22 protein-coding genes and 2 pseudogenes are annotated in these 25,285 nt (G+C 41.8%); 12 read left to right on the plus strand and 12 right to left on the minus strand.

From position 1 onward, the window contains the following. Positions 1 to 314: 314 nt before the first annotated feature. Complete coding sequence (locus HWQ58_RS33825; protein ID WP_292872541.1) at positions 315 to 644, plus strand: hypothetical protein; 330 nt, start codon at positions 315 to 317, stop codon at positions 642 to 644. Here HWQ58_RS33825 and HWQ58_RS38650 read toward each other — a convergent pair. After that, a pseudogene (locus HWQ58_RS38650) lies at positions 591 to 851 on the minus strand (hypothetical protein); the annotation flags it as partial. The gene HWQ58_RS33825 and the pseudogene HWQ58_RS38650 sit on opposite strands and share 54 nt — an antisense overlap. Before the next feature lie 528 nt (positions 852 to 1,379). Here HWQ58_RS38650 and HWQ58_RS33830 point away from each other — a divergent pair. From HWQ58_RS33830 to HWQ58_RS33855, 6 genes are all read left to right on the plus strand, one after another. Then, positions 1,380 to 2,696, plus strand: coding sequence for a hypothetical protein (locus HWQ58_RS33830; RefSeq protein WP_292872543.1), 1,317 nt, complete (start codon positions 1,380 to 1,382; stop codon positions 2,694 to 2,696). Continuing rightward, the gene (locus tag HWQ58_RS33835; RefSeq protein ID WP_292872545.1) at positions 2,693 to 2,830 is read left to right on the plus strand and encodes a hypothetical protein; all 138 of its coding nucleotides are present in this window, start codon (positions 2,693 to 2,695) and stop codon (positions 2,828 to 2,830) included. The genes HWQ58_RS33830 and HWQ58_RS33835 overlap by 4 nt, the downstream gene beginning before the upstream one ends. A 633-nt stretch (positions 2,831 to 3,463) precedes the next feature. After that, positions 3,464 to 3,658, plus strand: a complete 195-nt coding sequence (locus HWQ58_RS33840) for a heavy-metal-associated domain-containing protein (RefSeq protein ID WP_292872547.1) — start codon at positions 3,464 to 3,466, stop codon at positions 3,656 to 3,658. A 96-nt stretch (positions 3,659 to 3,754) separates the two neighbouring features. After that, positions 3,755 to 6,070, plus strand: coding sequence for a heavy metal translocating P-type ATPase (locus tag HWQ58_RS33845; protein ID WP_292872549.1), 2,316 nt, complete (start codon positions 3,755 to 3,757; stop codon positions 6,068 to 6,070). Between the two features lie 19 nt (positions 6,071 to 6,089). Beyond that, positions 6,090 to 6,317: a hypothetical protein gene (locus tag HWQ58_RS33850; RefSeq protein WP_292872551.1), complete on the plus strand. Its 228-nt coding sequence runs from the start codon at positions 6,090 to 6,092 to the stop codon at positions 6,315 to 6,317. Between the two features lie 27 nt (positions 6,318 to 6,344). Beyond that, positions 6,345 to 6,539: a hypothetical protein gene (locus tag HWQ58_RS33855; RefSeq protein WP_292872553.1), complete on the plus strand. Its 195-nt coding sequence runs from the start codon at positions 6,345 to 6,347 to the stop codon at positions 6,537 to 6,539. 79 nt (positions 6,540 to 6,618) lie between these two features. On the opposite strand, the gene HWQ58_RS33860 is transcribed toward HWQ58_RS33855, so the two are convergent. After that, complete coding sequence (locus HWQ58_RS33860; RefSeq protein ID WP_292872555.1) at positions 6,619 to 7,044, minus strand: heavy metal-responsive transcriptional regulator; 426 nt, start codon at positions 7,042 to 7,044, stop codon at positions 6,619 to 6,621. A gap of 346 nt (positions 7,045 to 7,390) precedes the next feature. Here HWQ58_RS33860 and HWQ58_RS33865 point away from each other — a divergent pair, with 346 nt between their 5' ends. Continuing rightward, positions 7,391 to 8,479, plus strand: coding sequence for an aromatic ring-hydroxylating dioxygenase subunit alpha (locus HWQ58_RS33865; protein WP_292872557.1), 1,089 nt, complete (start codon positions 7,391 to 7,393; stop codon positions 8,477 to 8,479). A gap of 884 nt (positions 8,480 to 9,363) precedes the next feature. Here HWQ58_RS33865 and HWQ58_RS33870 read toward each other — a convergent pair. Further along, positions 9,364 to 10,041 (minus strand): hypothetical protein, encoded by a 678-nt coding sequence (locus tag HWQ58_RS33870; protein ID WP_292872559.1) that lies wholly within the window; start codon positions 10,039 to 10,041, stop codon positions 9,364 to 9,366. A gap of 93 nt (positions 10,042 to 10,134) precedes the next feature. Further along, positions 10,135 to 12,129 carry a heavy metal translocating P-type ATPase gene (locus tag HWQ58_RS33875; protein ID WP_292872561.1) on the minus strand — a complete coding sequence of 665 codons (1,995 nt, stop codon included), beginning with the start codon at positions 12,127 to 12,129 and terminating at the stop codon, positions 10,135 to 10,137. A 576-nt stretch (positions 12,130 to 12,705) separates the two neighbouring features. Between HWQ58_RS33875 and HWQ58_RS33880 the strand changes: the two genes are divergently transcribed. Next, on the plus strand, positions 12,706 to 13,086 hold the full coding sequence (locus HWQ58_RS33880; protein ID WP_292872563.1) for a hypothetical protein: 381 nt from the start codon (positions 12,706 to 12,708) through the stop codon (positions 13,084 to 13,086). Positions 13,087 to 13,265: 179 nt separating this feature from the next. Beyond that, a pseudogene (locus tag HWQ58_RS33885) lies at positions 13,266 to 13,451 on the plus strand (DUF4351 domain-containing protein); the annotation flags it as partial. Here the strand turns inward: HWQ58_RS33885 and HWQ58_RS33890 are convergent. The 5 genes from HWQ58_RS33890 to HWQ58_RS33910 form a co-directional block, all read right to left on the minus strand. Beyond that, complete coding sequence (locus HWQ58_RS33890) at positions 13,432 to 16,125, minus strand: TonB-dependent siderophore receptor (RefSeq protein WP_292872565.1); 2,694 nt, start codon at positions 16,123 to 16,125, stop codon at positions 13,432 to 13,434. The pseudogene HWQ58_RS33885 and the gene HWQ58_RS33890 sit on opposite strands and share 20 nt — an antisense overlap. 129 nt (positions 16,126 to 16,254) lie before the next feature. Next, positions 16,255 to 17,193: an AraC family transcriptional regulator gene (locus HWQ58_RS33895; protein WP_292872567.1), complete on the minus strand. Its 939-nt coding sequence runs from the start codon at positions 17,191 to 17,193 to the stop codon at positions 16,255 to 16,257. Between the two features lie 452 nt (positions 17,194 to 17,645). Continuing rightward, positions 17,646 to 20,321, minus strand: coding sequence for an RNA helicase (locus HWQ58_RS33900; RefSeq protein ID WP_292872569.1), 2,676 nt, complete (start codon positions 20,319 to 20,321; stop codon positions 17,646 to 17,648). Between the two features lie 171 nt (positions 20,322 to 20,492). After that, complete coding sequence (gene proC / locus HWQ58_RS33905; RefSeq protein WP_292872571.1) at positions 20,493 to 21,311, minus strand: pyrroline-5-carboxylate reductase; 819 nt, start codon at positions 21,309 to 21,311, stop codon at positions 20,493 to 20,495. A 212-nt stretch (positions 21,312 to 21,523) separates the two neighbouring features. Then, positions 21,524 to 22,123: a cell division protein SepF gene (locus HWQ58_RS33910; protein ID WP_292872573.1), complete on the minus strand. Its 600-nt coding sequence runs from the start codon at positions 22,121 to 22,123 to the stop codon at positions 21,524 to 21,526. 70 nt (positions 22,124 to 22,193) lie between these two features. Here HWQ58_RS33910 and HWQ58_RS33915 point away from each other — a divergent pair, with 70 nt between their 5' ends. Further along, the gene (locus HWQ58_RS33915; RefSeq protein ID WP_292872575.1) at positions 22,194 to 22,499 is read left to right on the plus strand and encodes a hypothetical protein; all 306 of its coding nucleotides are present in this window, start codon (positions 22,194 to 22,196) and stop codon (positions 22,497 to 22,499) included. Between the two features lie 11 nt (positions 22,500 to 22,510). Here the strand turns inward: HWQ58_RS33915 and HWQ58_RS33920 are convergent, their stop codons facing one another. Together HWQ58_RS33920 and pipX are read right to left on the minus strand one after the other, a co-directional pair. Further along, entirely contained in the window at positions 22,511 to 23,179 is a 669-nt protein-coding gene (locus HWQ58_RS33920; RefSeq protein ID WP_292872577.1) for a YggS family pyridoxal phosphate-dependent enzyme, read from the minus strand. Further along, positions 23,176 to 23,454 (minus strand): transcriptional coactivator PipX, encoded by a 279-nt coding sequence (gene pipX / locus HWQ58_RS33925; RefSeq protein WP_109010971.1) that lies wholly within the window; start codon positions 23,452 to 23,454, stop codon positions 23,176 to 23,178. Before pipX ends, HWQ58_RS33920 begins: the two co-directional genes overlap by 4 nt. A 177-nt stretch (positions 23,455 to 23,631) precedes the next feature. On the opposite strand from pipX, the gene HWQ58_RS33930 reads away from it, so the two are divergent. After that, positions 23,632 to 23,979: a hypothetical protein gene (locus HWQ58_RS33930; protein WP_292872579.1), complete on the plus strand. Its 348-nt coding sequence runs from the start codon at positions 23,632 to 23,634 to the stop codon at positions 23,977 to 23,979. 307 nt (positions 23,980 to 24,286) lie between these two features. Here the strand turns inward: HWQ58_RS33930 and HWQ58_RS33935 are convergent, their stop codons facing one another. Next, positions 24,287 to 25,204 carry an energy-coupling factor transporter transmembrane protein EcfT gene (locus tag HWQ58_RS33935; RefSeq protein ID WP_292872581.1) on the minus strand — a complete coding sequence of 306 codons (918 nt, stop codon included), beginning with the start codon at positions 25,202 to 25,204 and terminating at the stop codon, positions 24,287 to 24,289. Positions 25,205 to 25,285: the final 81 nt, after the last annotated feature.

The raw sequence follows: 25,285 nt of genomic DNA on the forward strand, positions 1-25,285 counted from the left end.
CCCGTCTTAAATAATCAGATAATCACGGTGCGATCGCATTAGGATTAATATACATTTGTGTTTACTGTCAGTTAATTTTCAGAAAATTTGCTTTTTTTAAGAGTTGCTCCTGAACTTTAATTTTTAATTACTATTTATTTCTGGAGGATGAGGTTATTTATCAACTTCAGAGCTAGGCTATAACCTAAGATATGTTGTTCAAAAAATATCTTCAAAATATCTTTTCAAACTCTCTCCAGAGAGAGAATTCTTTATACCTTTAATTTTTTAAGCTGTTGTTAGTCGAGTTCCATATTTTAACAACTGAAAGCGCCATGAGTGAGAAAAATCAAGAAAATCAAATTAATCAACCAGTAACTGAAGACCGGGATTCTCGTGAGTTAGACGTAAACAAAGAAAATTTAACCGCAAATCCAGGAGATAGAATTTCTGATAAGCCTCAATCAATAGAAGAGAAGGCTAAACAGGCGGCGGTTGATGATGTACCAGACATTGCAGGCGAGAGAATCACAGTCCCGACTTACTTCGTTGTGGATGAACCCGACGGCGAAAAAAAGGCACTTCACCACGTTAAAGATGCTGAAGAGATTTCAGATGTAATTCGGCAAGCACGACTTGACGAAAATGGAAATCGAATTTGGTAGTAGTTGTTTATGGAAGACGCAGAGAGACGGAGAAGTTATCAAATACTTTCTCCGTTTTTTTGCATCTCTTTGTACAAATTTCTCGTCTGTATAAGCTTCAGCAAATCCCCCGCACATTACTTGCACATGTTTGAGATTGCGAACTGGAAACCCCTTCATCTCTGGAAAAGCTTTCTGCAAGTTGGCTGTTAGACGATTGATAATCTTTGTGCCCCAACTTTACTGTTGTTGATCATTGAAGAATATCTCGAAATAGTGGTTTCCATGCTCAAAGGCTGCGATGAGAACTAAAATTTACACTTGATCAGAAGGCGATCGCTACAATCCAGGTTACTGAAATTTGCCAGTATTTACACAAAACGAGTGCCAAAACTTCATTTCATTTCTTAATTGCAAAATAATCATCATGAATATGCAGTTATTGCATCGATACGGATTTACAATAGCTTCATAGATGCCATTCTAAATGAGGGAATAAAGATGGATACCCCTGGTCAACACCAGGGGCTTTTTATTTAGCAGCTACGCCTTAAACGTCAATACCGGACTCAACCACGCTACAACGTCTACCATTTCTGCTTCAACTTACACATCAATATCACCTGTGGATACCCCTATACAGTACATAAATACTATATAAGAGCGATCGCACCCTTGGAGCTTTTGTAAAAAGCCAGGTATTGTTTTTATTTTGAGCTTAGTTAGGGAATACTAAACTAAGCACTGAATCTATCTATGACCTTTTTACACAAAATTACTAAAAAATTTTCCCGTAATAACTCTCAAAATGTTTCTGGGATAAATTCATCTGTAATCAGCCAACAACCTATAGTGCCCAAGCAACCAGCAAAACCATCAAAACCAAAAACTCTAGCTGAATTAGAACAGGAAATAGCAGCACAAGGGCAAGTTAGCAGTATATCCCATCAAAAAAGACCTATTAAAGCCAATAGAGGTATAGGTACTAAATTGATATGGATAGCAATACTTATCGGCATTCCCACAGGTGTAATTTGGATGGCGAATCTGCCTTACCCAATAATTCGCCGGACTGTGGTGCAAAATGCGCCTTTTTTATTGCTACCCAGTTACATGAGTGTGGAACAAAACTATCGGCAGGCGTTGGCATCACTTGAGCAAGCTGAATACTTGATTGAAAAACCCACTAGTGCAGCAGATTTAGCATTAGGTGAACAGCAACTGCAACAGACAAAAACACATTTGGATAACTTGCCAGTTGGGTTGGTTGACGATTGGCCGGAATACAAATATTGGTGGTACGACTGGCGGTTCAGCGTTTACGGTCTGAATGCAGCGCGTCGTCAAGTAGGACAACTAGAAGCCAAGGTTTTTCAAGAAAAGAACGCTCAAACCTTGCTCAATGATAATAGTCAAGCATTACTGAATGCAAAACAGCAGTATCAAATTGCTACAACAGTAACCGATAAAAAGTCGGCGATCGCAGCTTGGCGTTCAGCATTGGATAAGTTAGAAGAGATTCCCGGACAAACCTTAGCCGGAAAAACTGCTCAAAATCAACTAGATGCCTACAAGCGTGATTTTAAAGAAGTTGTAGGATTAGCAGCGGGAAATGAACGCGTTAGTGCTTTAATTACCGCAGCGCAGCAATTTTCTTGGCAAGCTGCTAAAGCTGGTCAAAATCCACCGCACACAGTTACCGAATGGGAACAAATAGAAAATTTATGGTCAGAAGCCATTAATCGGTTAAAACAGATTTCTTCTGAAGATTTGGTTGGTTATGCCCAAGCACAAAAGTTATTAGCAACTTATGAGGCTAATTTGGGTCAAGTCAAAGTAAGACGACAAGCTGAGGCAGATTCTGTACAGGCTTTCTTCATGGCACAACGAGAAATAGAAAGCTTAATGGCTTCAATTCCCACTGACCCCAAAAATTTGGATCGCAATCGTGTAATTAGTCAGTTACACAGTATTATTAACCAATTAGAAAAGGTAGAAAAAGGTACAACTGTTTATTTAAAAGCTCAAGAGTTATTGCTATCGGCAAATAATAAATTCAAGCAACTCCAGTGAGATTTTTCAACTGTCAACAACTAACTTCATCCTTTCAGCAACAGGACAAGCACAAAGACCATCAAGAAGCGATTGAGTCAATTCAAAATTTAGAGATTTTATTCATCCGCATTCTTCAACATTCCCGTCAATAATTCCGACATCTTCCACAGGTATTTATTCCTGTTTAAGTAACTAGTACCGCAAGGCAGAAGTCAAAAGTCAAAAGTCAAAAGGCTTTAATTTTGGGCTTTGTGGCTGTTTTGAACGGTAGGTTTATTTCTGCCGTGCTGTACTAGCTGCTGATATCACTCACTGATAGCAACAATTTATTAACCAAGGGTATAGAAGCGAAGCAACCAGCAATAAAACTGACGAATTTGCTATTAGACGTTGCCACATTGCTATTTTTAGCTCATATAACTAAGAAACTCTGGATGACCCAAAAAGACTCATGATACAAGCCCCTAAATTTATTTATGGGGATTATTAATTTTGACTTTTGACTTTTGACTTCCCCGTTCGCGTAGCGTCTCCAAGAGTTGGGGCTGAAAATCGGGTTGTAGTACGTTGTATTTTTGATGGGCAATGTTACTCAGTCAAACCAAATTTGTAAAGAAATTTGAAGTTTAGCAAAAAACTTTTAAAAATCTCTAGACTCTCCAGCCGGCTAGAGAGTCTAGGATAAATTCAAGGCGACTCTCAACCAGAAATTTCTGATGTGTGAGGGATACGTTTCAGTCATCCAGCTCGATCTGGCTAAGTTGTTCATTTTATCCCGTAAATCTATGACTCTCCAACTCACAGTTCCCAACATGGCTTGTTCTGCTTGTGCAAGCACCATCACCAAAGCACTTCAGGCAGTCGATGCCAATGCTAGCGTTCAGGCTGATCCAACAACCAAGCTTGTTAGTGTACAAACTCAAGCATCAGAAACAGCAATTAAGGAAGCGTTGGCTGCTGCTGGTTATCCAGTTGCTTAAACAAAGGGGGCTGGGGACTGGGGACTGGGTACTAGGAGAATAACCAATCCCCAATCCCCAATCCCCAATCCCCAATCCCCAATCCCCAATCCCAGCATGGATACTCTCACACTCAAACTTCGAGGCATGAGTTGCGCTGCTTGCGCCAACAATATCGAAAAGGCAATTCGCTCTGTTTCTGGGGTGATTGACTGCAACGTTAACTTTGGAGCAGAGCAAGCTACCATCAAATACGATCGCTCTCTAGCGAATTTAGAAAAAATCCAAGCTGCGATCGCATCTGCGGGATACTCTTCTGACTCACTCCAAGAAGAATTGCTCTTTGAAGAAGATGATGCTGAAAAAGCGAGTAGGCAAGCATTACAACGCCAACTCTCTCTCAAAGTCGTGGTGGGAGGTGTAATCAGCACTTTCCTACTTTTAGGATCGTTGCCCATGATGACTGGGCTAAATTTACCTTTAATTCCAAGTTTTCTTCAGAATCCTTGGGTGCAGTTAGTGCTGACAACACCCGTAATCTTTTGGTGTGGTGGATCTTTTTACCGGAATGGCTGGAAATCCCTCAAGCACCATACAGCGACGATGGACACGTTAATTGCTTTAGGTACAAGTGCAGCCTATCTATATTCTTTGTTTGTCACTGTTTTCCCAAAATTTTTTATTGCTCAGGGTTTGATACCTCATCTTTATTATGAAGTTGCCGCCATTGTCATCACCTTAATTTTGCTGGGGCGATTGTTGGAAAATCGCGCTAGGGGACAAACTTCTGAAGCCATCCGCAAACTAATTGGACTGCAAGCCAGAGATGCCAGAGTCATTCGTGATGGAATAGAAATTAATGTTCCCATCGCCGAAGTCAGAATTAACGATGTGATTTTGGTGCGGCCTGGTGAAAAGATTCCGGTAGATGGGGAAGTGATTGCAGGTGCTTCGACAGTAGATGAAGCGATGGTGACGGGTGAAAGTTTGCCAGTCAAAAAGCAGCCAGGAGATGAGGTGATTGGGGCGACGATTAACGGTGCTGGTGCATTTCAGTTTCGGGTGACACGAATCGGAAATGATACGTTTTTGGCTCAAATTGTCAAACTGGTGCAACAAGCACAAGGTTCTAAAGCACCTATTCAGCGCTTGGCAGATCAAGTGACAGGATGGTTTGTACCTGCTGTGATTGCGATCGCGATCGCCACTTTCGTCATTTGGTTTAATTTCACTGGCAATCTCACCCTAGCCACAATGACAACGGTGGGTGTACTGATTATCGCTTGTCCCTGTGCTTTAGGTTTAGCTACCCCCACATCTGTAATGGTGGGGACGGGTAAAGGTGCAGAAAATGGCATTTTGATCAAAGGTGCTGACAGCTTAGAACTAGCACACAAAATTCAAACCATTGTCCTAGATAAAACTGGCACTTTGACTCAAGGGAAACCTACAGTTACAGACTTTGTAACTGTCAACGGCACAGCTAATGGTAATGAAATCAAGCTTTTACAGTTAGCAGCAACGGTTGAACGCAATTCTGAGCATCCTTTAGCTGAAGCGGTTGTAAAATACGCCCAGTCTCAAGAAGTGACTTTAATAGATGCAAAGAACTTCACAGCTAATGCAGGTAGTGGTGTGCAAGCAGTTGTTGCAAATCAGCTTGTGCAAATTGGTACACAACGCTGGTTAACAGAACTTGGAATTAACACCATGAGTCTCCAGCAATATAAAGATGCTTGGGAAGCGGCTGGTAAAACAGTTATTTTGATTGCTGTAGATGGCGAACTACAAGGAATAATAGGTATTGCTGATGCCCTAAAACCTTCGTCAGCAGCAGTGGTGAAAGCCTTACAGAAGTTAGGTTTAGAAGTAGTAATGCTCACCGGAGATAATCGTAAAACTGCTGATGCGATCGCTCTACAAGTTGGCATCCAGCGAATCTTTGCCGAAGTGCGTCCAGATCAAAAGGCGGCGATTATTCAAGCTTTGCAAAGAGAGCAGAGGAGCAGAGGAGCAAGGGGAGAGAATTCTCATAAATTCTCACTCAAAACTCAGTACTCAATTGTCGCAATGGTAGGTGATGGCATAAATGACGCGCCAGCGCTAGCACAGGCTGATGTGGGAATTGCCATTGGTACGGGAACAGATGTAGCGATCGCAGCTAGCGATATCACCCTAATTTCTGGAGATTTGCTCTTAATTGTCACAGCAATTCAACTTAGCCGCGCCACCATCAACAATATCAGGCAAAATCTCTTCTTTGCCTTTATTTACAACGTCATTGGTATTCCCATTGCGGCAGGAATTCTGTTCCCTATCTTTGGTTGGTTACTCAATCCAATTATCGCCGGCGCTGCGATGGCTCTTTCTTCGCTTTCTGTTGTTAGCAATGCCCTCAGATTGCGTAACTTTCAACCAAAAACTATCTCATAATTGCAGGTTAATTTAGGAAATGTTCAATCAAAAAACGCTTTGGGGAAGCCTGATAGCTTTAGCACTTCTCACTGGCACATCAGGTGTAACATTAGCAGAAATGCCAGCCCATTCATCAGAGCAAAGCAGCCAATTCCAACGTATTCAGCAACCTTTGGGCTTGAAAGTTGGTGTTGCGATCGCAGGTTTTGCCTTGATCGGACTAGAGTTTTGGTGGTTTCTTCTCTATAAAAGTCCTAAGTCCTAAGTTCTGAGTGAATAATGAAGAAATTGTTTGAACGTAAGACTATATCCAATAGTTCAATTAAATGGTACTCCTAATGGAGGCATCTCCTGCAATAAACGTAATTATGGTATAAAACCGATTGGGTTTATTAGTGAATTTTATGCGGTTCGATACCTGTATCAGATTGCAGAAGTTGCTTTCCCTGATATTATTCAAGATATTCCTAATCTCCCTTGGCAATAATGTAGTACTTCTTTGACTACCAGTGCCATTTATACAATCTTTAGTGTTTCTTCATTTCTTACTTTTTCTTTCTCAGCAATCAGTACTGAGGAGTATTTTGAATAATCGGACAAATTGTCTTCTCATGATGGTCGCTGATATTTTTCCAGCCTGAAAGTAATCCCTTGATTTCAGAGCGTAAAGTTAACAACTGATCAATTTGGCGATCAATCTGCAAAACCTTCTCTTCAAGCTTTTCTTTGATTTCACCACAGGGAGTTTGCCCTTGGTCATAAACCTGAAGAATATTTCCAATCTCTTCTAGGCTAAGACCAAGATTTTGCGCCCTTTTAATGAATGCTAGACGAGTTAGCACATCCAATGAAAACTGGCGAAAGCCTCCCTCTGTTCGTCTCAATGAATTGATTAAACCTAAACTCTCGTAATAACGAATTGTCCTGATGGGTATTCCAGTTAAATCTGTTACCTGACCAATTAAAAGCAGTTTTTTATCTTGAGTTAACATGGTAGATTTTCCTAACTTTTGTAATTATTATTACATATTTTGCTAAATATCAACTGGTTTGAGAGTTAAGCCAAATATTAGCATCAGTATTGGAAATTTTTATCTAATTAGAGATTTTACTAAGTTTTAAATTTTCAAATATCTATTCTAAATGGATATTTGCAATTTAGCTGATATTAAATTGACCTAATTTTGACATTTTTAATAATATTTTTTCAATATTTTACCTAATGATTTTTATCCATTTATTGGGTAGCTGTTTCTCATGGTACTGAAAGTAACTGTTTTTTTGGAGTTTCCATGTTACTTCTAGATCAACTGCTTCACTTCAAGTGAAACCATAAAAATGAATCTCAACTCGCAGACTTTTAGCTCAATCCGTAAACCTAAAATTTTCAATAATCCAGAGCGTTTTATTGAGGGATGGTATTGGGTAATACCCTCTCAAAATCTGCGGGTGGGTGAAGTAAAACCTGTCACGATTTTGGGTAGAGAATTAGTAATTTACCGTGGTAAAGACAAAAGAGTAGTTACCTCTGATGCCTACTGTCCACACATGGGTGCTCATCTTGCTGAAGGCAAAGTTGAAGGTAATGCACTACGTTGTTTTTTCCACCACTGGAAGTTTGATGCTGAGGGGATGTGTATTGATATCCCATGTTTAGATGTGCCGCCTTCCCTAAAGTTACAAACTTGGCCCACTGCTGAAAAATATGGGATGATTTGGGTTTGGACTGGAGAAATACCACAACAACCTCTACCATTTGTTCCAGAGTTAGAACAGAAAGAGTGTGATGTCGCCATTCATTCCCACTTCTTGCTGAACTGTCACCCCAATGTGGTGATGATTAATGCGATTGATGCTCAACACCTCAATACAGTTCATCAATTGCCACTAGAAATTATTTTTGAAAGACACGAACTGAACGAGAATGCAATTATCTTTAGTAATACTACACCCATCAAAGACAATTTCTTTTTGATTAAGCTCATCCGTCTTTTCTACAAAAATGTCATAACTTACAGTATTTGCTATTGGTACGGTAGCATTGGCATTGTGACAATTGGCCCTGATTTCTTCCATATCCACATGATGGTTGCAGTTCGCCTCGACGAAGGGGGAAAAACTGAAGGTCAAGTTCTGTTGATGACTAAAAAACGTAAAGGAATTTTTGGTTGGTTATGCAATCGAGTTGTGCTATGGCTGACTAAGATTACAGCTAAGTACTTTCTCATGGGTGACATCAAGATTCTCCAAACAATTCAGTTTGATTTGAAAACTCCTATTAAAGCAGATCACTCAATTATGCAGTTTATTAACCATGTTGAAAAACAGCAATCCCTAATGTGGGGGACTTGGCAAGAAATGCGATCGCGCGATGTGGAGAGCAAGTCCAAGCGTGAAAGATGGGAAGATACAATGAGTAATGACTAACATCATGTCTATATGATCAAAATTCCGTCAGACTGCTTGGCCAATTAAACGCACGCAATATCACTAACTATTGTCAACAATCTTTGCAACATATAAATCGTTTGTAGGGGCGTATAGATGTACGCCTCTAGCAATGAATGTCTAGCAGATATTTTGCGAAATGGTATAATATCAAGCTCGGGTGATTACTTTTAATATAAATCTATCAATGTATGTTGGGGAGCCACTGCGTTGTCCGGGAACACCTGCTTGTACTCCTACAAAGAAGCAAGCTAGCAAGAGCGTCTCCCCTTCTCCCTTTGGGAGAGGCTAGCGCCAAGGGAGAAGCAAGTGGCGTTTGAACTTAAGTGTTACCCAACGTGAACAAGGATAAATGTTGGGTTTCGTTCCTCAACCCAACCTACATATATTATAAGTGTTTAACCGGACACGATATAACACTTAATAAAGGTTAAAAGTTTAACAAAGTTACTTTTAACTTTTAATCGATTTTTTATTAGACTACCAGATAAATAAAAAGAAGTGGCAAAGCCACTTCCTAATTCCCAGGTAGAACCTAAGTTATGAGTATAACGACTACAAAGAATTGAAATAGTATAAACAAACACCAATTAACTGAATATCTCTATTTTCCTTGTTTCTAGGTGAGTAAATCCTGATTTACATGCACCAAATAACTGTATATTTACATAAGTTTCATGATTGCAATCCAGACTCAATTTTATCCAGTTCATCGCTAAGATGTGCCAGTTTTGTCTGTTCATCAAGAAGTTGCTGTTCTAATTGAAACTTAACTGCTTTACCAGCCTCAAAGCCTCAGTATGAGAACGTTGTCTTCATAGTTACTCTACGCCCTAGCAAGCAAACTAATGTTTAGCATATTATTACTCACTTGGATTCAATACAACGATAATTTCTGTAAGGCTAATTCCTAGAGGTTTCCAATGGGGATTACTGGAGGAAAAAGTACCATCCCCAGATACTAATTGGTAGTCATTGGGGAATTTTTCAGAAGCATTGGGAGCCGTATCTACTCGTAAAATGAGTTTGCCTTGATAACGAGATAATTTACTACTATTCAACAAAATAGTACCGCCGTAGTCCCACGCCAATCCATAGAGTTTAAAATCACCTAATTTTCTACGTAATTCCCTCAAAGGGGTTCCAACACCGATACCTTCGCGGGTTTTCCAAGCTGAACCCAGGTTACGCACATCTAGAGGTTTGGTACGAGTATTATCACTCCAGACTACTAGCAAAGAGCGTCCCTGATTTAGATTTAACTGAGTAGCTGCAAAACTACCTATTCCTTCAGCACCAGAGATAGTTTTATCAACGAGGCGGGATACACCAAACAGCTTGACTAAATCTTGCTTGGTGGTTTTGCGTGTGATCGGCCCCACTCGTTCCCCAGGAACAATTAAGGTATCTTTTAAGGGTTGTGATTTAGCAACAGTAACTGGATGATTGATTTTTTGGGGTAGTGCAAAGGCTTGGTTGGCTGAATAGTTTAGCAGTAAAGCTAAAGTAGCTGTAGCAATGACTTTAATTGATAAATTCATAGGTTTTACTATGGGTAGCAGAATATGAGTGAGAAGTACTCATAATTTAACTACTACAATTTCTCAATTACAGATTCCCAATTTTCAAAAATTTTATTTCATCGCTCTAGTTGCGTTTAAAATTGCCAGCATTGCTACTCCAACATCAGCAAATACAGCTTCCCACATTGTCGCTATACCAAAAATACCCAATCCAATAAATACACCTTTAATTGCTAACGCAAACCCAATATTTTGCCAAACGATTTTGCGGGTTTTTCTGGCGATTTGGATTGCTTCTGCCACTTTGGATGGTGCATCTGTCACGATTACAATATCCGCAGTTTCGATCGCTGCATCTGAGCCTAATCCGCCCATTGCCATACCAACATCTGCTCTAGCAATCACTGGTGCATCATTAATGCCATCCCCAACAAAAGCAACTTTACCATGCTTGCTGGCGGTGCTGAGTAACTTCTCAATGGCATTAACTTTTTCTTCAGGTAATAACTCTGCTTCGTAGGTATCTATGCCAAGCTGTTGGGCAATTCGAGAAGCGATCGCTTGATTATCTCCTGTCAACATTACTGTTCTCTCTACACCCATTCGCTTGAGTGCTTGAATAGCAAGTCTCGCATCTTCTTTGAGTTCATCAGCTATGACAATATAGCCAGCGTAAATATTATCCACTGCTAGATGAATAACTGTTCCTTCTAACTGGCAATTATCGTGATAAATCTTCTCTCTATGCAATAGGCGATCGCTTCCCGCTATTACTACTCTATTTTCAACCTTGGCTTTAATTCCATAGCCTGCTATTTCTTCATAATCTCTAATCTCAAATTCATCGATTTTTCCACCATAAGCCTTGCAGATAGATTGAGCGATGGGATGATTTGAATGCGATTCTACTTTAGCAGCTAATCGCAGCACTTCTTGTTCATTCCAGCCATTTAATGGGACTATTTCTACTACTTTGAATACCCCTTTCGTTAACGTTCCAGTTTTATCAAAAACAACTGTACTAACTGCATTTAAAGTATCTAAAAAAGTAGAGCCTTTAACCAAAATACCACGTTTAGCTGCACCTCCCACACCTCCAAAGTAACCTAATGGAATACTGATAACGAGTCCACATGGACAGGAGATAACTAGTAAAATTAGGGCACGATAAACCCATTCCGAATAAGTTGCACCCGAAATGAATAAAGGAGGCAATATTGCAACTGCTAGAGATGTAAAAACTACTATCGGGGTATAATATCGGGCAAATTTAGTAATAAACTTTTCTGTTGCTGCTTTTTTACTTTTGGCATTTTGCACCAAGTCTAAAATTTTGGCAATGGAAGATTCATCAAATAGTTTTGTGACTCTAATGACGAGCGCACCTATTTTATTAATCGTCCCAGCAAAAACTGTTTCTCCAATTCTTACCGTTCGCGGTACAGATTCTCCAGTTAATGCAGATGTATCAACTTGGGAATTACCATGTATAATTTCGCCATCTAAGGGAATCTTTTCTCCAGGCTTTACAACGATAATATCTCCAATATTTACTGTTTCTGGCGATACTTTTTTCAGTTCTCCTTCTATTTGGATATTTGCATAGTCTGGGCGGATTTCCAATAATGATTTGATCGAATTACGGGAGCGACTGATGGCAATATCTTGAAACAATTCTCCAATTTTGTAAAATAACATGACTCCGACAGCTTCGGGTAATTTATGAATTGCGATCGCCCCTAATGTTGCTACTGTCATTAAAAACGTTTCATCAAATACTCTACCTCTGACTATATTGCGCCCAGCAGTTTTTAAAACACTCCATCCACTTAATAAATAAGCAGGAATGAAAAGCAGATATTCTCCTATTGAGTAGAATGTATTGTGTAATTGATTTTCAAAAATTACACCAGGCGCATATAAACTTAAAATTCCTACCAAAGGCAGTATCTCATTTTTCAGATTGAACTCTCCCCCGTGTTCATGATTGTGGTCATGGTTATGATTCTCATCATGATTGTGATTATGAATATGGTTATGATTCTCGTGATGGTCATGTTCACAGCTGCAACAATCTGAAGATTCTGAATGTACTTTCTGCTTCATTTTTTCTATGTAGGCTAGTAAATTAATTGAGATATGAGCCTTTTTTTTTAAATGTAATGAAAAAAAGAAGTTTTTACAAGTTAATATTTTAAGAACGAGAATCTATCTCAAATTTATTGCTAAATACATGCACTATATTTTGATTAAAATTAAGATTTATAATCTTGTAAAGATAGCTATACGGCTTTCAATTGTATAGAATTATGTAAAATATAACTTTTGTTCGTAGTGAGCAATTTATTGCTCTGTATAAGAATTTAAAGGGATAGAGCCGTTAATTACTACCTCTAATTGAATTAAGCTCTTATACTTACATCAAGCAAATAATAACCGTCTTGGGAATATACAGCAGATTGAAATTTGCTGAATTACATAACATTGCGTCTAAAAGCTAGACATCAAGCCTGTTTGATTGCTGAATTATGATCTAGTAAATAATTTCCGATCAAACTGGTGTAAAGATGGAACTTTCTTGGGTAACAAGTGTCTATCTAGCTATTCTCAGGGAAAATTCACTTGAAGTTTGAAAGTTAATCGAATACCCTAATCTAGTAGACAATTTTCTCAAGGAAATCTATGAACAAAAAAATTCTCCTGAATTTGCTTTCTACTTCCTCAATTTTTGTGTCGATGATGTCTACGCTGGTGGCATTTCATCCTGCCCATGCTAGTGGTAGCATTAGACAGAGATTACTGCACACACAAGACGGTCGTACCTGTATCACTAACCCACATGGTGGACAAGATTTTGTGTGTATTCGAGATTCAGAGAGAAAACGTCCCTATACCTCTACAAGTTCTTCAACCATTGTCACATCAGTATCAGATCAGAATGTTGCCATGTTGAACTTTACTGAAGAGGAAAGCGACGCTGCAATTAAGGTATTTGGCTGCGACTGTCCATTATGTATAAATTCTTTGCGTCAGTTGCAGGGTACTGGAAACTTGGTGTACTAAAATTGAATAGCGCTGATAGCGACTATAACTTTTGTTAGATACACGTGATTAATCACGTATATAAAGATATACGAAACCAAAAAAGCATTTTTAACTACGTACCACTACTATTATTTGGCCAAATGTAAATTGATTGTTGGGGTGGTTTGTAGTACTACTTCAAACCCCTCAAAAGTCTACCTTTACCTGTTCTCGAAGATTTGAGCGAAGCACTGTTAGATTTGACTAGTATTGCTGATGTGCAGGCTTGGCTAGAAACGCGACGATCAAATAGTTCCAAGGCAAGTCCTAGTCCTTTCAAAGATTGCAACACGTTGTTCAGCCGATTGCCAACACAACAGCGAGTTAAAGCTCCCAACGAATAGAGCCGATGATTGTCAAGGGCGCACCTCTTTCAAGACCTAAAGTGTAACCGTAGGTAGAACTGAAATAGTCCGTATCAAATAGATTACGAATATTGATCGCAGCGTTAAAACGATCTCTACGGTAGAAAATCGCCGCATCGGTACGCAAGTAATTGGGTAGTTCAACCGAGTTGTCTGAAAGTGCCGCCCGCTCACCCACATAAAAAAGCCCTAAACCAAATCCCAAACCTTTGAGATCGCCCTTCTGGATTTCATAGGTTGTCCAGAGGCTAGCTTGATTTTCTGGCACACCCAGCAATTTATTACCTACAGAAATATCAATATCCTCGGTAACTTCTGCATCAGTATAGGCATAAGAACCGATCACCTTCCACCCTGGTAGAATCTCACCCGCGATATCTAACTCAATCCCTCGACTCCTTTGCTCCCCCACTTGAATCTGGGAATCACGGTCATTCTGTATTGTAACATTCGTCTTGGTGATTTGATAGACTGCCAATGTTGTTGAAAGCTTTCCGTCTAGAAAGTCAGTTTTAATGCCTGCTTCATATTGGGTTCCTTTGGTCGGCTTAAACGCTCTACCATCAGGATTGAATCCAGAGGTAGGAAGAAAAGATTGACTATAGCTGGTGTAGAGAGAAACCGATTTACTCGGCTGATACACCAACCCAACTCGGGGGCTGAAAGCACTATCATTCTGTTCGGGAGAATCAATTCCGCTATTTGTCACATTCTGTGAAACCCAATCTAAGCGCCCGCCAACCAATAGCTTCAGGTTATCTAAAATACTAATTTGATCCTGAAGGTAAGCACCGTAAGATTGGGTAGATGAATCGAAACTATAATTTGGAATATATACGGGGTTTGAAATGTTGTAATCTGGATTGAAGATATCTAGATCAGGAAGGGCAGGATCGGCAACCAAAGCCTCAAAAGTCTGAAGATTGCGATTAAAATCAAAACCCGCTAAAAGTTGGTGCGAAATCGATCCCGTCTTAAACTTTCCAAGCAAGTCGATCTGTCCAAAATAGTTATCTATTGTGTATTCACGTTTTTGAGTGTCAATACCTACTAGAAAACTATCGTCGACTACATTTGTTCCTGAAGTAAATCCGTCTCTAGTTCTGGTAGTAGCCACCGCCAAATTATTACGAATCTGCCAGTTGTTGCTGAACTTGTGACTCAGGGTATAACCAAATTTTTGAGTCGTGGCATCAATAAAGTTTAAGTTTGAATCAGGATAGCCGAGAAAGAGACTCCGAGGCAGGAAGCTACCATCACTGAAAAACCAACTTCCAGACAAATTCGGATATCCATTATAGTTAGTGTATTCATAGTATAGATTCAGGTCTGTTCTATCCCCCAATTTGAGAGTGATTGAGGGTGCGATCGTGGTTATATTTGAGTTGACGGAATCTTGAAACCCCTCCGAATTTTGATAGGTCGCAATAAACCGATAGAGTACAGTTTTCTCGGCATTTAATGGCCCTGAGAAGTCGATACTGGGCTGATAATAGCCAAAATTCCCCGCTTCAAATCCGAGACTATAGTAGGGTTCACTCAAAGGTTGTTTGGTGATCACATTGACGATTCCACCCGGTTCTACAGCACCAAATAGAACTGAGGCGGGGCCTTTGAGAACGTCTACTTGTTCGATCGTCCCAATGCCTGTCAGCGTAAAGCTATCATTTGTATCTCGATAGCCATTGCGGAAATTTCCGGTCTGCACAAATCCTCTGATGATTCTGCCTCCTGAAGGTGCACCGAAGTTGGTTCCTGCATCAACAACGCCACTGACCGTTTCCACTGCCTCTTTTAAACTTCTTACCTTGCGATCTTCCAGCACCTGTCGCGGCACCACTTGAATCGATTGGGGAATATCACGTAATGGTGTGTCGGTTTTAGTGGCAGTTGACGAATCTGGTACATTATACGTATCTTGCTCCCCCGTCACCACCAACTCAATCGGCTCATCCTGCGGTGTCTCGCTTGCTGGCTTTTGTTGATCTTCCGGTGTTTGGAGTTGCTGCGGTGGTTGTGTCGCTGTTGCAGCAGATGCTACCGCAAAAACCAGCCCTGCATTATCATCAAATAACTCAACCGTAGGCAAAGCTTTCTCACCCACTACCGTCACTCGCACAGTATTTGCATCAATGTTTGTGACTGTTATTTCAATAATTCCCGTAAGGGGTTTTTCCGAGCGGAAGGTGAAACCCTCGCCCGATGGTAAACTCAATTGGGTGTTAGGAATATCAGTAACAAAATTATTACCAGCACTGCGGTTTATAAGTTGTAATTTTTCCCCTTGAGTGGTTTGTAAAATTACCTCCACACCTTTTTGTGTAGGGTTTGCTTTCACCCCTGTTATTTGTGTAATTGTTGGCGCGGGTATAGTTTGCGGTGTGGGCAACTGCACTAGCAATTGTTGAGCGATGGTGATGGAGGTTTCTAAGTCGCTTAGTTGCCGGATTTTTTGATACCCCCGCTTTGTCAGGCGATCGCCCAGTGCAGAAGAATCTATTTGTTGAAGTAAACTATCAATAGCTTTTTGAGACAATTTATCTCTATTCTCAAGTTGCGTTTCTGCCCAAGCAGGTTGAGTTACCACGGTGTTGATAATTACGACCACACTTGCTGCTAGCCATAGATAGATATTGGGCTGCCAACTTTTCATACCGCTCCCCACACCGTTTTAATTAAAATGCTTATTGCATATCGTTATTAATTGCAATATTGGCTGAGTATAGAGAAGCGATCGCGGGTAGGTCTATATCCAAAACGGCATTACAGTCGCAAAACGGCATTAAGAGTCGGAAATATTTTTTTTCCCTGACAAACATTCACTGGGTGTAATGCCGAATTTGCGTTTGAAGGCGATCGCAAAGTGTCCCTGTTGGACATAACCCACTAAATTGGCAACCTGAGTCACAGTTAACTTACCAGAGCGTAGTAATTGCTCTGCTTGTTCCATACGTTTACTGGTAAGATAACCAAACACCGTTGTACCAAAGAGTTCTCTAAATCCATTACCAAGAGTGCGATCGCTCACTCCCACAAGTTGCGCCAATTCCGGTATCAATGGCGGATTCTCCAGACGGGAAACCAAAATATCCCTAGCGTGGTGAATACGGACAATGGTTTGAGCCTTTAGTCGTGGGTATGGTTGCAGTCCATCCGACTGTGCCAGAATGGGAGCTAACTGCAATGCGATTAATTCTTGGATCTTTCCCTGCAAATACATCCGCTTTATCATCCCTTGGTAGGGACAGTTAACGATTTGCTGTGCTACTCCTTGAATAGCGGTTGTAATTTCCGGGTAAATTAATGTCTGCCAATCATTACCCTTTATGAGAAACTTCAACTGGGGGGAAATATCTCCATCCTCTGTGGGGAAAAAGGTTCTGAGTAAATCAGGTGTCATCTCGATATCAACACTTGTGTACTGACCTTTTGGAGTTGCGACTAACATTGTTCGTTGCACGCCGCTACCAGAAATGAGTGTGTATCCTTCCCCAAGCTGTCCTCCGTATTCGTCTAGACTTTTGCCTGAAAGGGTAACTTTAAATTGCACGGGATGATCCCATTCAGTAATTTTTATTAGCAAGTCATGGTGAAATTCTATGTCTGTAATACAAAGCGAGAGATTGGGATGCACTTTAATCTCTCGCTCATATCCTTTACCCTCCCAACTAGGCACTTGATAAATCAACTCATCTGGCTCTGGGTTTTGCAGCTTGTTCATTCAGCTTCTGCCTCCTCCTTGCGGTGCTGTCATGGTAATAGTCATGGTAGGTGGTAGAGATTAATCGGCATTGCTGAATTAGGGGATGATTTCGCACAATTTATAACGAATTTCCAATGGTTTCAACCGCCAATTCATCCCGCATTTATGCAACGCCGATTAATCAAACCAAAACTTATTGAGATTAATTATCACCTGTTTCTTAAACTCATACAAGTTGAACTACTGACCTTTATAGGACAAGGGCAGGGGGAGACAAGTACTAATATCATGTCCGCATAATTAGTTATGATTCCCCTAGTTATTACACCCCACACGCCAGATGCTCCACTTGGGGTCTCCCCAAGACCGCACTGGCTCCCCTTAATCCCCTCCTCGCAAGCTCTTAGGGAAGACGAATTATTTTAAATACTCTCTGTGCGTCCCTGTGTAAAAGCGTAAGAGCGTCCTGTTTATTCAACCACCTCATTTACAGGGAATCTATCAATCAACTGCATCGCGCGATAGGCATTACGCTGGAAAGAATCTGGCAGATGGGGAACGTGAGGTATCTGTGATAACAAATCCAACGTCCGCCGCAAAATTCTCACGACATCGCCTTCATCCAAGGTGGTGTTTTCGCAGAGTTCTATCCACTCCATTCCCAGTGCCCATTGTTCCACGATCGCAATTAACTCAAATTCCAACCATATAGGTAGCGCTACGTTATACCGCCGTTGTAGTTGGAACATTTGGCGGCGAATTCCCCGCAATTTTGCCAAGGCTTCTGCCACTTCATTGCTGAGGTCAAAGTTAACTTTGCTATCTGGACGGGGCGTTTCCATCACTAAAGCCGCTGCTGCTGCTGCTAAATGATGCGGATCTAAGTTATCCAATTCGCCACTAGCGAATACTAAACCCAGCCACAATTCATTCTCGCCTCGAATGGCGGCAGCGATTCGCCCTAATTGTGTGGGGACTAAGTTATCTAAAGCGCCAAAGTGTTGCAAAATTGCAATTAAATTCAGAAACTCTTCCCAATGACGTTGTGACTGTTGCTCTACTTGTCCTTGTAACTGTTCGAGTTCGGCTTCTAGTTCGACATAGCGGGCGCGGCGCTTGAAAAGCGTTGCTGCATTGCCTGATTGATGTAGGGGATGAGCTTCTAATTGCTCTTGGACGGCGGTAGTGCGACTGAGTTGTTCTGCTACTTCTGGTGCCAGATGCAAAGATTCTATCGGATTGGAAATACGTACAGCGATCGCAAAGCTTTCTTCGTTACCACGGCGCGATTGTCCTGGCTTCAAAGGCATCTCTGGCGGTGGTAGTACATCAGGTGGCACTTCTATTCGCGGCAGTTCGGCATACAAATCAACTACATCCCCTGTGGTTGCCACATACCACCGATTATCATGCCCCAAGCATACCAAGTAAGGAGCTTGACCAGAACCAGGCGATTTTCCTACTAAAACTGCGGTTACAGGTGAAGACACTGTGATATTTTTGCCCTTGAGACTCAACAGAGTTCCTGACACTGCAAAGCCCAACATCATTACCAATTCCTCGTGTCGGTCTGACTGTGCTTGCTCTTGCAAGGTTTTCAATATCTGGCGTTCCACCTTCAGGCGTTGCCGCAATTTCTCATAAACTGCCAGTTCATTTTCATCAACTGCGGCAATTTGCTCATGTAGTTGAGCTAATTGTGTTTGCAACTCGGCAATCTCATCGTATTCTGGTCTTAAATGCAAGGTGGCCATATACTGCCCAAAACTGCGCTCTATCAGTTCCCTGGTTTGCTCTAGGGTGTGGGTTTGCAGCAAATTGAGTACCATGCCATAACTGGGCGTAAATTGGCTTACTAGAGGGTCTGGCTTGGATGTTCCCAAATATGCAGCTTCTTTGGCTCCTTCAAAGGGAGTTTGGACTGTCACCACATGACCTTGTTTATCCATCCCTCGGCGGCCTGCTCGTCCAGCCATTTGCAAAAATTCGGAAGCGTTCAACAGGCGGTGTCCAGTATCGGTACGCTTGGAAAGGGTAGAAATTACCGTTGTCCGGGCGGGCATATTAATTCCCGCTGCTAGTGTCTCAGTGGCAAATACTACTTTAATCAGCCCTTGCTGAAATAGTTCTTCTACCAGTGCTTTCCAAGCAGGTAAAATCCCAGCGTGGTGGGCAGCAATTCCCCGATACAGGGGTGCAATTTGTCCAGAACGCCCGGCTTCCGGATTGCGGGCTAAAAACTCATCAATCTGTTGCCGCAAAATCTGGGACTCTTCATTATTTACCAGCCATAAATCACCTACTTCCGCCACCGCTTTATCACATCCCCGGCGGCTAAAGATAAAGTAAATTGCTGGTAGCATATCCCGTTGCTCTAACTGGCTAAGGGTAAAAATTATACCCGGAGCTTCAGGTCTGCCATTTCTTCCCCTATCCCTTTCTCCCCCTTTGGCTTTTTTCTTCTGAAGCCGGGGGTTAATTTTGGTTTTGCTATCATTCAGCAGGGGGAATAACCCTTTAGGATTGCAAAAGTGAAATTCTAAGGGGACTGGGCGAAAATCGGAGTAAATCAGGTCAGTTGGGCCGTGAACGCGGTTTAGCCAATCGGTGAGTTGATCGCTATTGGCAACCGTTGCTGAGAGGGCTGCCAGTTGCACTTCACGGGGACAATAGATGATTGATTCTTCCCAAACAGTACCGCGCTGGCGATCGTTCATATAGTGGCACTCATCAAGTATCACCGCTTCAACGTCTACTAATGAGATGCCGATTTGCCCAATCGGTGTGCCATAGAGCATATTTCGGAAAATTTCTGTGGTCATCACCAAAATCGGTGCATCTCTGTTAATGGAAGCATCTCCAGTTAACAGTCCGACTCGATCGAACCCGAATTTTTCTCGAAAGTCACGTAATTTTTGATTCGACAGCGCCTTCAGGGGAGTAGTATAAAATACACGTTTTCCTCGCGCTAGGGCGCGATAAATGGCGTATTCCCCGACTAATGTTTTGCCCGAACCTGTGGGGGCACATACGACTACGGAGCGTCCAGCGTTCAGGGACGCGATCGCTTCTTTTTGAAACTGATCCAGTTCAAAGGGAAATATAGACCCTAAGTCAAGTTCTGGAGACGGTGCAGGATAATTCACTCAATCACATTTGCAACCAGATTGTTTACTATACTAACGAGTCTTTTGTCAACTTCGTTAGGCATTGGGCATTGGGCATTGGCCATTGGGCATTGGGCATTGGGTATTGCAAAACTCTTACTTAGTGTTCATTCCCCATGCGCTATGCCCCATGCCCCATTCCCTAGTCTCTCATTTTCCCAGCTCTTGCGATCGCTCTGTGGCAGCTTTGACTGCTTCAATTAAAGCGGAACGAAATCCTGCTTGTTCTAGCTTGGCAATCCCGGCAATGGTTGTACCACCGGGACTGGTAACACGATCTTTGAGTTCTGCTGGGTGTATTTTGGTTTCCTGCAACAGTTTCGCTGTTCCCAGTACGGTTTGCAAGGCCAGTTGATTAGCAATTGCTCTAGGTAAACCTGCGGCTACTCCGCCATCTGCAAGTGCTTCTACCATGAGCGCCACGTAAGCGGGGCCGCTACCAGATAGCCCTGTAACTGCATCCATCAGCGCTTCTGAAACTTCTACTACTTCACCCACAGCAGAAAAAACTTGCTGTGCTATTTGGTGATGCAAGGCATTGGTATATGCACCTAAACAAATCGCGGTAACTCCTACTCCCACTGTTGCCGGGGTGTTGGGCATTGCTCTAATCACTGGCAATTGCACAAATGCAGCTTCTAGCTGACTTAAAGTTACACCCGCCAAAATGGAAACGATCAACGGTGAGTGTTCTCTATTAAGAATATCAATATGTGCTAATTCTTGAGCGATCGCACTAAACACCTGCGGTTTCACTGCCAAAAAGACAACTTCTTTTGCTTGTGTGAAAACCTGGCTATTATCTGTCGTCACAGCAACACCGTATTGCTGCTTTAAAAAATTTAAGCGTGAAGATAGCGGTTCGCTAACTATCACTTCTGATGATTCATAAATTCCACGCATTATAAGGCGGGATAAGAGTGCTTCTCCCATTACCCCACCACCAATTAAGCCAAATTTTATAGTCATTAGTCATTGGTCATTAGTCATTGGTGAGCCAGTGCGGTCTTCTCCCAAAGGGAGAGGCTAGCGCCAAGGGGGTTTCCCCCATGAGCAACTGGCGCTAGCGACGCAGGAGCGTCACCCGAAGGGTCATTAGTCATTAGTCGTTTGTCATTTATCACTACGATCAAAACCCAGGACAAATGACAAAGGACAAACGACTAAATACTAATTTAACTTTATTGTGCCATCCGGTTAGTTTCGTTGCCCCAGGTTTGATTTGGAGTACCTGTGGGACGAGATGGACGTGCTGGTGGTTGTGGTACTTCATGAAGAACGCCACCTTGAGTGCTAACTTGGACACAGCTTGGCGTAAACAAAAAGATGCTCTCACCAATGCGCTCTTGATGTCCATCTAATGCGTAAGTACCACCTGCAACAAAATCTACTGCTCGTTGAGCTTGATCTGGGTCCATGATTGTCAGATTTAATACCACTGACTTGCGTTCTCGCAACGCTTGAATTGCCTGAGGCATTTCTTCAAAGGTGCGTGGTTCGAGTACTAAAACTTCCGAAATTCCGTTAATTGCTCCTGGCATACCAATCACATTCCCCATTGGCTTTGAACCTGCTGTCATATCATCTCCCATTGTAGGCACTGGTTCCCGCCAGCGTCGATTTTGAGCGGTTGTGCTTTCTTGCGGTGCTGGTTGGGGATTTTCTTGCTGATACAGATTTTGGTAATTATTATCTGTATCTGGTTCTTCTTCGTAATACTCGTATTCTACTTGCTCATTTAGACCCACAAAGTCTCTGAGTTTGGAAAATATGTTGTTCATGGTGCGTGTACTCTCCTGATGCGAATTGCCTGCATTGACTTAGGCTGAGGATTGATTGAGCTTTTGAGCGATGCCTACGGCGGTAAACTACGCGACATCGGTGGATATTTCAGCAACTTTATTGCTAGTTGTAGCCCATATTACGAGTTTTGGCGATGAACTGACACTTATTGGAAAGGTCTGTGCATCGCCCAAACACAATAATGAGTCAAGATTATATCCTAAGGTTTATCCAAAGGAAACTTCTTTATACCCCATTTTTTCTTGGCGATTGCTCTTGTCAATACTATATCCTTTGTTTCCAATTGCACCAGTCTGTTACAAAATTCTTGTCATCAAATTCTTAGCTTCTATTAATACCCAAGAGCAAGGCTGATGATTAATCGGCTAAGAGCGATCGCCAAACAATATGGTTCCTAATCGTACCATCGTTGCGCCTGCTTGCACTGCCAGTTCGTAGTCGCCTGACATACCCATAGATAGGTGCTGCATTTTAATCTGCGACCAGTTTTGCTCCTGGATTTCTTTGGCTAGCTCACGATTGAGATTAAACACACTGAGAATTTCGGAATCATTTAATCCTGAAGGCGGAATTGTCATCAAACCTTGAATTTGTAAATTTTTGTATTGATTGAGTGTAGGTAAATCAGCCAGAAGTTCTGGCACACTCCAACCAGACTTGTTGGCATCGGGAAGAATTTTCACTTGCAGGCAAACCTGGGGATTCACTCCTAGCTGTTGCGCCAATTGGTCTAAGCGCTGTGCCAGCTTCAAATTATCCACGGAGTGAATCCAAGGGAAATGCTCGATGGCTTTTTTGGCTTTATTGCTTTGCAAATGTCCAATAAAGTGCCAGGTAATATCCGGTAGGTCTTGCAACTCGGCTTGTTTGCTGGCAGCTTCTTGGATACGACTTTCCCCAAAATCACGAATTCCTGCGTTGTATGCAGACCGAATGGCCTGGGCAGAAACTTGCTTGCTAACAGCAATCAATTTGATTGAAGTTGGCAGGGAGGAACGAATAGTAACAATACGTTCGGAAATCGAACTGTTCATTGGAAGGTGCGCTGGAAAACACTCTGAAGCTGATCGTACTCCTGAGATTGTCCACTGCGCCGCAGGGTACGTAAGCGATTTTCCAACATCATTCTAGCCTCAGTACGTCCTAGAGACTGGAATTTAACACCTTTAACGTCATTTGCCACCAAAAAAAATAAGCGCTGGGCATAAAGTGTGGTGAACAAATCCTGGTTCTCATCAACCATACAGATTTTGTAGAGTAAACCCCAAGTTGGATGGTTTATGTAAGTTTCTGCGTTTTCTGGATTCATTTAAGAGTCAAGGTGTAGTCAAGGTGGAAGTATATATATCTTTTCGCAGTGAATTTCAAACATTCAGACGATAATACCAACATTCGTCAGAATATTTGCTTAAAATGCGAAACTGCGGTTACGAAGACCTCGATCTAGTTCCTAATGGGCAGATGAAGCTAGTGGTAGTGAAGCGCAATGGTACAACAGAAGTCGCGAAGCGTAGATTCAAAAAGTAGAGGCTGGTGGACAAATATCACCATCTGCTTTGGTGATTTCGATTTATCAATCTGTAGGGACAAGGCACAAAATAGCGCCGATCTTCTTGTTGAAAGTTCGACATGGGAAGGAAAAACACCCTTTGAAGTTCCCAACGGCAACGGCGAGTTTTTCAACTTCTTTCCATACTGCCACAACTGTCGCCCAATGGCACAAAATCCTAATTGGGGAGTGGAGAGTGGGGATTGGGTACAGGAAAGAAAACTATCTTCTCTTAGACCTCTTGCAAAAGTCCCTGACACCCAATATGGCAAGCTCTTAGGGTAAAAAAGTGTAGCTTTGCTGGGATGGGGTTTTTATTTTTGATTTATGCAAAAGGTCTATTGTATTATCTAGCATTTTTAGTGGTGCAATTTGTGCCTGAGCTTTGTGCAGAGATTCATCGGGGAATCGGTAAAAAATATTAAAATTAGTTTGTAGTGTTCGCCTAAGGCTGGTTCATACCAAAAATCTACGCTAAATGGTAGGGGATCAATTTTATCACTGGGTAGCTGTTCAATTTCCCATTCTGAATCCTCAATTCTGACTCCTGAATTCTGCTGTATTATCTCTTACCATTTTTTCGGTGCAAAATTTAGACCTGAGTTCCTATAGCTAGTCGTATTCCCCAGAATAAGATTAAAGTTGCGATCGCAAGCCAGTCACGCCCTTTTAATCGTAAGTCGTGCCACTGCACTCGATGCTCATTGGGACTGGTAAAACCCCGCACCATCATGGCATTCGCCATTTGATCGGCTCGTAAGAGCAGATTTTCCAAAAGTCTTTCTGCAACTGTCATCCAAACCTTGAATGCTCCTTTTAATCCCAGCTTTTTCCAATTAATTGCCCTTGTCATTACGGAGCGAAATAAGTTTTGTACTTCTTCTAAAACCAAGGGAATAAAGCGCAAGGACAAGGTTAAAGTTAAAGCAATTTCTGTGACAGGCAATTTGAAGCGGCGCAAGGGTTGCATTAAGCTTTCTATGCCAGATGTGATTTCTTCTGGTGCGGTTGTCAGCAGATACAGGTTGGTGCTGTAAATCACGGTAAAGATAAGTGTACTCAGGCGTACTGCCAAACTTAAGGAGTAACGAGTCACTTTAACCGGGCCTTTGTGAAATAGCACGTAGCTGTATGCTTTTTTCTCGGCTGCTGGCTCTTTAATATTATTAGAATTTGCAGGCTGGGTTAAGATTTGTTCATTAGCTGGCAGACGTGACTGATAATCTACACCCAGACCATCAGGACTGAGGGCTGCGATCGCTAGCACAAAAAACGATAGCATTAATAGCCAACCCATTTGCTGCTGCCATACTCGTCGAGGAATTCTCGCAATCAAGGTAGCAATAATTAATACTACCACCAGCAGCACCCGCCAATTGTTGTTGGCTAAAACATAGCTTGTTAAAAAGCTCATCAACCAGGCGAACTTGACTCGCGGATCGATTTTATGCAGCCAAGTTTGGGGTTGTTCTAAATAAAGTCCAAGTGGCAACGATCGCAATAAATCCATTTTAGAGTTAGGAGTGAGGAATGAGGAGTTAGGAGTTTTGACTTTAACTCATAACTTTTACCTTGTGCCGCTATCAAACTC

The organism is Nostoc sp. LPT (genome assembly GCF_017115165.1).
Classification (GTDB): Bacteria; Cyanobacteriota; Cyanobacteriia; order Cyanobacteriales; family Nostocaceae; genus Nostoc.

Coding starts and splice junctions, on each gene's coding strand:
- HWQ58_RS33825 (WP_292872541.1), top strand. CDS start 315: ATGAGTGAGAAAAATCAAGAAAATCAAATTAATCAACCAGTAACTGAA.
- HWQ58_RS33830 (WP_292872543.1), top strand. CDS start 1,380: ATGACCTTTTTACACAAAATTACTAAAAAATTTTCCCGTAATAACTCT.
- HWQ58_RS33840 (WP_292872547.1), top strand. CDS start 3,464: ATGACTCTCCAACTCACAGTTCCCAACATGGCTTGTTCTGCTTGTGCA.
- HWQ58_RS33845 (WP_292872549.1), top strand. CDS start 3,755: ATGGATACTCTCACACTCAAACTTCGAGGCATGAGTTGCGCTGCTTGC.
- HWQ58_RS33850 (WP_292872551.1), top strand. CDS start 6,090: ATGTTCAATCAAAAAACGCTTTGGGGAAGCCTGATAGCTTTAGCACTT.
- HWQ58_RS33860 (WP_292872555.1), bottom strand. CDS start 7,044: ATGTTAACTCAAGATAAAAAACTGCTTTTAATTGGTCAGGTAACAGAT.
- HWQ58_RS33865 (WP_292872557.1), top strand. CDS start 7,391: ATGAATCTCAACTCGCAGACTTTTAGCTCAATCCGTAAACCTAAAATT.
- HWQ58_RS33870 (WP_292872559.1), bottom strand. CDS start 10,041: ATGAATTTATCAATTAAAGTCATTGCTACAGCTACTTTAGCTTTACTG.
- HWQ58_RS33875 (WP_292872561.1), bottom strand. CDS start 12,129: ATGAAGCAGAAAGTACATTCAGAATCTTCAGATTGTTGCAGCTGTGAA.
- HWQ58_RS33880 (WP_292872563.1), top strand. CDS start 12,706: ATGAACAAAAAAATTCTCCTGAATTTGCTTTCTACTTCCTCAATTTTT.
- HWQ58_RS33890 (WP_292872565.1), bottom strand. CDS start 16,125: ATGAAAAGTTGGCAGCCCAATATCTATCTATGGCTAGCAGCAAGTGTG.
- HWQ58_RS33895 (WP_292872567.1), bottom strand. CDS start 17,193: ATGAACAAGCTGCAAAACCCAGAGCCAGATGAGTTGATTTATCAAGTG.
- proC (WP_292872571.1), bottom strand. CDS start 21,311: ATGACTATAAAATTTGGCTTAATTGGTGGTGGGGTAATGGGAGAAGCA.
- HWQ58_RS33910 (WP_292872573.1), bottom strand. CDS start 22,123: ATGAACAACATATTTTCCAAACTCAGAGACTTTGTGGGTCTAAATGAG.
- HWQ58_RS33915 (WP_292872575.1), top strand. CDS start 22,194: ATGCCTACGGCGGTAAACTACGCGACATCGGTGGATATTTCAGCAACT.
- HWQ58_RS33920 (WP_292872577.1), bottom strand. CDS start 23,179: ATGAACAGTTCGATTTCCGAACGTATTGTTACTATTCGTTCCTCCCTG.
- pipX (WP_109010971.1), bottom strand. CDS start 23,454: ATGAATCCAGAAAACGCAGAAACTTACATAAACCATCCAACTTGGGGT.
- HWQ58_RS33930 (WP_292872579.1), top strand. CDS start 23,632: ATGGTACAACAGAAGTCGCGAAGCGTAGATTCAAAAAGTAGAGGCTGG.
- HWQ58_RS33935 (WP_292872581.1), bottom strand. CDS start 25,204: ATGGATTTATTGCGATCGTTGCCACTTGGACTTTATTTAGAACAACCC.